The 6,000-nt window shown below is 60.5% G+C and carries 6 protein-coding genes; 1 reads left to right on the forward strand and 5 read right to left on the reverse strand.

Annotation, left to right across the window (positions count from 1 at the left end):
* The first annotated feature begins 30 nt into the window (after positions 1–30).
* On the forward strand, positions 31–183 hold the full coding sequence (locus tag Q8N40_RS24290) for a hypothetical protein (protein WP_305713609.1): 153 nt from the start codon (positions 31–33) through the stop codon (positions 181–183).
* Here Q8N40_RS24290 and Q8N40_RS24295 read toward each other — a convergent pair.
* From Q8N40_RS24295 to Q8N40_RS24315, 5 genes are all read right to left on the reverse strand, one after another.
* On the reverse strand, positions 180–1,544 hold the full coding sequence (locus Q8N40_RS24295) for a hypothetical protein (protein ID WP_305713610.1): 1,365 nt from the start codon (positions 1,542–1,544) through the stop codon (positions 180–182). The two genes, Q8N40_RS24290 and Q8N40_RS24295, sit on opposite strands and share 4 nt — an antisense overlap.
* On the reverse strand, positions 1,537–2,880 hold the full coding sequence (locus Q8N40_RS24300; RefSeq protein ID WP_305713611.1) for a polysaccharide biosynthesis C-terminal domain-containing protein: 1,344 nt from the start codon (positions 2,878–2,880) through the stop codon (positions 1,537–1,539). The genes Q8N40_RS24295 and Q8N40_RS24300 overlap by 8 nt, the downstream gene beginning before the upstream one ends.
* Positions 2,880–4,154, reverse strand: a complete 1,275-nt coding sequence (locus Q8N40_RS24305) for an ATP-grasp domain-containing protein (RefSeq protein ID WP_305713612.1) — start codon at positions 4,152–4,154, stop codon at positions 2,880–2,882. The genes Q8N40_RS24300 and Q8N40_RS24305 overlap by 1 nt, the downstream gene beginning before the upstream one ends.
* A 161-nt stretch (positions 4,155–4,315) precedes the next feature.
* Positions 4,316–5,446: a GNAT family N-acetyltransferase gene (locus Q8N40_RS24310; protein WP_305713613.1), complete on the reverse strand. Its 1,131-nt coding sequence runs from the start codon at positions 5,444–5,446 to the stop codon at positions 4,316–4,318.
* 356 nt (positions 5,447–5,802) lie between these two features.
* A partial coding sequence (locus tag Q8N40_RS24315) for a hypothetical protein (protein WP_305713614.1) occupies positions 5,803–6,000 on the reverse strand: 198 nt, incomplete at its 5' end.

The following is a 6,000-nucleotide window of genomic DNA, read 5'->3' on the forward strand; positions in this document are numbered from 1 at the left end:
CCCGCCATCCTGTCCCCTCAGGAAGGGGCGTTGGCCATCGTCACCGAACATCGGGATGGCAGCCTTCGCGGTGCTTTCAACCCTTCGACCGCCTCTCCGCTCAGCATCCGCAAAGTAGTGCTGGCGCGTTGTTTGCAACAAAGCAGGCCTTGGCTGAAGAACGCAACTTCAAAACATTCCTAGCCGGGGGCGGTCCCGCGATTCAGGTAGCGAACGAGGATCAGGCGATTGAGCGCGTCGACGACGTCGGCAAGAGGCCTGTTCGTATCGAGGATGGCCCCATTGGGGAGCGCTGCCACGATTTTCCTGTAGTCGGCCAATTGCCGGGCGATTTCCTCAACAGGCAATTCCTTTTTTCGTTTGTAGATCGTTTCGGCTGGAGCATTGAGGAATACAATGAGATCCGGCTTGGGGATGACCGACCAGATCGTCCTCAGAACCCAAGCAGGTCCATTGTAGCGATAGCGTTTTGCGTCGACCAGGATATCGACGAAGTGCCGATCGTAAAGTACAAGCCCGTTGCGTGCCTTTATCAAGTGGGTGCGCGGATGCGATAGAAACGAAAAGGCGAGCCAGTATCCCGCCTTGATCAGCGACCCGACCAGCGACCGCGCGGGGAGTGCGTGAGGCTGGCTGCTGGCGCCTTCGTTGGGGCGGATCAAGCGGTGTAACGGCGGCACGAACCCCCAGCAAACCGACCGGTCAAAGATCGGCAGAAGATCAGATCCGCCAACAGCATCGGTGACCGAGGACTTGCCTGCGCCGTCAGGACCCAGCACCACGACGGACAGGCCTCTGGGCCTGACGATCCGGCCGAGCCGATCCGCGAGTTTCTTGACCGCATGCGCCAACTGACCACGACGATCCTTTCGGCGCAGGCGGGCAATCAGGTCGTTGCGTAACTGCGAGGTAGCGGCAACAACATCATCCCAGCGATTGTCAGCAAGCGCCCGCAACAGCAGCGCTTTCTCCGCATCGGGCCAGAGACGGGCGACCTCCCGAGCTGCGCCGACGGGATCGGATTGATAGAGCCGGGAGAGACGCTCCGTGCGCGCAATATCGAGCTTTGCCTTCATGATCGAGGTGGCAAGATAGCCTGCGAGCTGGTGGGCCGGTGAAGGTACATGGAAGGCTCCGTGCCGTTGGCGCGCCGCGAGGACATGCCGGCCAGAAACGATGCGCATCCCGTTCAGAGCGTAATCGTGATCCAGGTCGAGCTTTAGAAAAAAGGGCCGGCGCTGTGACGTCTCACCTGCGAGCAGGATCGCGCCGTCGTGGCAGCTGATCACCCGGGCGCCGATGGTGTGGGCGTTGTCCTCGAGCAGCTTGCTCACCCAGCGATCGCTGGCCGAGCTGTCAATGCAGATGTCTACATCGGAGCCCCCAATCTCGGGAAACTTCTCATAACCGTGCAGGACGACGTAGGGAACGCCGGATTCTTCGAGAACATCCAGCGTGGCCGCCAGAGCCGACGCAACCGTTGGAGAATTGCAGTCGACGCGCAGATTGGAGGACGCAATTGCGTCCGAGAGTTGATCAAGCATGGCGCACCAGGTCCGTTTTGATGTTGGCAGAGTGGGTCGGCCTGAGACCGGCAGCATGATACAACGCGATCCATCTCCCGGCGGCCCCGACAAACTCGGCTATCAGGGTGCCATAGGCCGCGCCCAACAAACCGCCTGTGGGAAGCAGCAACAGGATAATCGCAAGGTTGATGAGCGCCGTGAGGCATGTGACCAGAGCGAGATTCGCAGCCTTGTTGGCGCTTGCGAGCGCTATTGCAGCTGGCGCCCCCGCTGCAGCCATCAGAGAACCAACGGCAATAACGATCAGAAGGTGCCGGGTATCGCCAGCCGCGGGATAGAGCGCGGCCATGACCTTTTGGCCGAACAGTGCAATGAGAACGCAAAAGCCGAGCATCAGCCCGACAAGGACCGCGCCGTCGCGAAGCGCGCGGCGTATGACGCCGTGGTTGCCGGTTTGCCGGAAAACCCTGGCCGATTTGGGGATCATGATATTGAACAACCCGTACAGCATCGGATTGGCAAACGCGACAATGCTCAGGCACGCGGCATAGACGCCCGTTGCGCTGGCGCCGAGCACAAGCAGTGCAAGCCAGTGCGTGGTATAGCTCTGCGCCTGCATGGCAAGCTGGTAAAGAATGAGCCAGCGACCCATAGTCCAACTGGACGCCGCGACCTGCGCGGTAGGTATTTTACCGCCTGCCCGGCCCAGGCCCTTGGCTACCAGCCAGCATAAACCTGCTGCAAAATTCGTCGCGGCCAGGACGATGAGTCCGGTAGTTGCGGTCAGCTGGCCGGTCACCGCCAGGCCGACGATACCCGCGAGACCGAGACAAACGACAGGAGCATCGATCAGCACCGCTTCGATGCTGCGCTCGTGGGCAAAGCTGACGCGCCGGCCGAATTCGCGCAGCAGCGCGCCGGGAAGGGCCACAGCGAGCGCCATGACGACTTGCCCGTCCGACAAGCCGCCGACGGCAATAATGGCGATGCCGAACCCGAACACCGCAACAAAGGCCAGCCCCGCGAGCACCAGAGAGAGCCTCAGGCTCGCGATCAGATGTCGCCGAACCGAACCGATTGGCGTGTGCAACTGGACCGTATAAGGACGGGTGATGGCGGCGTCCTGGATCGCCAGGGCGATGGCGATGATCGATAGGGCAACCGCGAACGCGCCGACCTGGGCGAGATCGGCAAAAGCCCCCATAAGCAGCAAAGTGAGGAAAGCCTGCCCGCTGACCGCGCATTGGTCGGCAAAGGCGAGAGTGGTGTTCGATAGCGTGAGCCGCCGCAAGCGTGCCGCCAGACCAGTGGTCGGCGCTGTGGTACCGGAAGTTTGGGCGGTATCGATAAGCATCAGGTGGCCGGCCGGATCAGTCCGGCCAGTCTCACCGTGGCGGATTTGTCACCCGGTCGACGGTCCGGCTCGGATGAGTCGCGGCGGGCAATGCGCTTGAGCAGATCCCAGATTTCAGCGAAACCCGGAGCCGGATCATCGAGGGTGAAGCTGTCCGAATGCTCGCGGCCGACGACCCACCAAATCGGTTGGGCCAAGTAATCCGTCCAGGCTAAAAGGCCCGCGCGGAGGTTCTCGAACCGGCCATGTCGGGTGGCGTTCAGAAGATTCCAGCCGTCCAGCACCGTGTTCCGACTGCGCACGCCGGCTTTGTACGGAACGGGCAGGGAAAGCGGACGATCAAGAAGCAGTTCGCAGAGCGCGCGCGGGAAATCGACCCCCATGCCGACCGGCAATGGAACAGATCCCCAGAGGCGGGCATTGACTTCGAGAAGTATCCACGACCCGTCGGCCGCGTTTCTGCGGAATTCGAACATGCACACGCCATGGATCTGCATGGCGGCACAAATCCTTGTTGCTGCCTCAAGCAGCGCAGGATCGCAGTCCTCGCTGACCCGAAGCGAGCTTGATCCACCCCAGCCTTCCCGAAGTCGCCGGTGTTGAAATGCCTGTATGATCTCGCCTCGGCGGGCCAGCACGGAAACGCCGACGCCGACGCCCCCCTTGAAGTATTTTTCGACGAGATAACGCTCCGGCTCGTTGACGGAGGCCAGGATTGTTGTCAGCTCCTGAAGACTTTCGGCGATATACACCCTGCCCCAGGTGGTAAGATGATCGATGCTGTAGGAGCGCTTGGGCTTGATCACCACGGGCAAGCCGAATCGCGCGATCAGCTCGGACGCCGATTGACTGGACGTCAGCTGCTCTCCGGGCGACACAGGAATATCGAGCGTTTCAGCGAGAGCCTTTGTCTTCGCCTTGTCAAAGAGTGTCTCCATGGCTCGCTGACCCGGTATAGCGAGAATTGCGGGTCCAAGTTCAGCGCGGTGCCGGTCGAGAGGCAGGATGGCGCGATCGCAGCAGGGAATAACGACCTGCAGGTCGTTTTGCGTCACAACAGCCTTAATCTCCGCGAGCCAGGCTTCGGGGTTATCGGAATAGCGCGTCAGGAAGTGCGTCTGCGAAATGTATCGGGATGCGAGGGCGGGTGCGCGCCAGTTGAAAGGCGCCGCATGAACGGCGTAACCGGCTCGCCCCAGGGAGCGCGCAACCGCCAGGAAAATGCGCATGTCATCGCCGACGACGAGAACCCGGCCTCTCGATAGATTGCTCATCTGCATCGCCTTGCATCACCTGGCATGGGTTCGGTCCGCGCCATTTTCTCCGCCACAAAGTCGGACTGATCATAAGCCTTCAGCCCTCGATCCGCGTTCTTATTCAAGGCCATGCTTAACCGCTCGTTAACCGTTCGATAGGGGCTTTCCAGCACGCCTCGCTAAGCGGCCCGAAAATAGTCGCGCAGCCATTTCGCCCTTGGTTTTAGCGCGGCCTTGGCACGCGCAAACCCCACGGCGATCGCTGTCTCAGTCGCCGAGCCGACATAAAGCGTACCCATCGGTACCGACTCATTCCAAAGACCCTGGATGACGTGGCCATCTGCCGTCGTAGCGGCGTCCATGCGCGCAAAGTCCCCCTCGCTGTAAAAGCGTTGAATGACCAGATACTCGAGCACCAGCCCCGGTGCGAAGCTTCGCAAAGGCTCGGAATAGGTGCATTTTGGAGTGAACAGGGTCGATCCGCTGGTGATGTTTACGCTTATTGCGATGGGACGATCGCCGAGAAGCAGCGTATCTATGATCGTGCCGCATCCGTTGCCATCGCTTGTAAAGGCGGCGCGTGCAAAGCCTGCATCATCCCTGTGCGCGAGAAACGCCGTGCCGGCTTTGCCCTTCCAGCCCGCGTTCTCCAGCGCGAGGAAAGCTTCCAGCGCTGACCGGACAGCATCCGGTTTGGTGGCGCGTTCAAGGCGAAGCTCACCTTTTTCGCGAAGTCGACGGATGCACCGCTCCAGTTCCTTCCGTCTCGACTTGCCGAGCACCTCAGTGAGGTGCGCCTCGAAGCCGCCCTGGAGCCTCGTCAGTTGCGGTCGGCTGTAGGTGTTGAACACGGCAAGTGAAAGCCCAAGCTGGCGGGCCACGCGGCAAATCAGATCGTGAAGGCGGCCGTCCAGTTGCAGGTCGGGAAGCTGCCAGCAACCCGGTAGTCGGCCGGCGCCGATCTCCAGCAGCCACGCGCGAACGACGTCCTCGGCGTGTTCGCGATGCACCAATGGCGCTCCACTAAACTGGTAAATGTTGTGCGCGCCACAGGCGGTGCCGAAAAACGTTCGGAACGGGAAGAGTCCGACCAGCTTTCTCTCGTTGAACCAGACTGCGAAGGCGGAGATGCGGTTCCCGGCATCGAGCGTTGACAGTCCGCTCCTCACATAGGCTCGCGCATAGAACGGATTCTCCATCAGCGCATTGGCGCTCAGCAGATCCCAAGGCGCAGCCGGGATTCCATCCAACTCGCGTGCCGACAAAAGGCGCGACTTCAAATTGGACAGGTTTCCGATGGACGCTTCCACGCCGACTGCCTCGCGTCGGGCGTCGGAGTCGGATGCCACCAGCCGCGAGCCGTTTGGAGTTGTACTTAAGTTCGGGTAGGGCACGGCGTACCTACAAAATCTGCATGACGTCAACGAGGGGCCATTTCGCGAGATGACCGGTGCCGACTCCAATAGTACAGGATAACAAATTGTATGCTCACACGACGATGAATCGAGCAATTCTATGAACGTTTGGTTACCGCATTGTTTACGGCAGCATGGCGGGTCTGCTCGATCATCGCTCCCCTCAGGTCTGGTCCTTCGGACGCGCTGTTGGACGGATTTCTCTCAACAAACCAGGCCGATGATTATGGATCCTGTCGAACTCGGGGCATTTAGGCTCCCGACAGCATGATATGGCGCCATTGCATGACAGCCGGGGGCTCTCGTCCATGGCGAACAACCTCCTCGCCGCGTGGTAATTCGAAACAGACCAGCAAGGCAATGAATGCAATCAGTATTGCGATACCCGCCCATAGCAGATTGAAATAGTCGAGTGAGGAGATCTCTCCCGCGGCATGGGGCGAAACGAA

It is taken from the genome of Bradyrhizobium sp. (assembly GCF_030693485.1).
GTDB lineage: Bacteria > Pseudomonadota > Alphaproteobacteria > Rhizobiales > Xanthobacteraceae > Bradyrhizobium.